Origin of the sequence: Vibrio sp. 10N.222.48.A3, assembly GCF_041475345.1 — a bacterium.
GTDB classification, from domain to species: Bacteria; Pseudomonadota; Gammaproteobacteria; order Enterobacterales; family Vibrionaceae; genus Vibrio; species Vibrio tasmaniensis_A.
Genome location: NZ_JBFRVX010001143.1, coordinates 1 through 308, shown reverse-complemented (window position 1 = coordinate 308; position 308 = coordinate 1). Strand labels below are relative to the sequence as shown.

Sequence of the window (308 nt, the reverse complement as noted above, 5' to 3'; positions counted from 1 at the left end):
GTGTACTCAGTTTCCATCTTTTGCAGACCTTATTCGTCCATTCTTCTTTCACCAAAACATCAAAGCGGAGCAACCGTATTGGTTTCGTCTCTTTGTCTAAAAAAGAGGCCTGTAAAGCGCGTACGTGTTGTCTCACTTTTTTTAGTGTCAGTTGTCCCACTGCCGCCAACGTCTTATTGGGAATGGATAAATGAGTCACATAGAAACGGCGACCATCGGTATAAACTCGAACCCCTAACGCTGGAACTTGAGTATCCCACACCGTATACGTTCGAGTTTTTGAATGAAGTGATTGAATCACTTTAGAA

General features: G+C 42.9%; 1 pseudogene. It reads right to left on the bottom strand.

Annotation, left to right across the window (positions count from 1 at the left end):
* Positions 1-308: pseudogene (locus AB4653_RS24450) on the bottom strand (site-specific integrase); the annotation flags it as partial.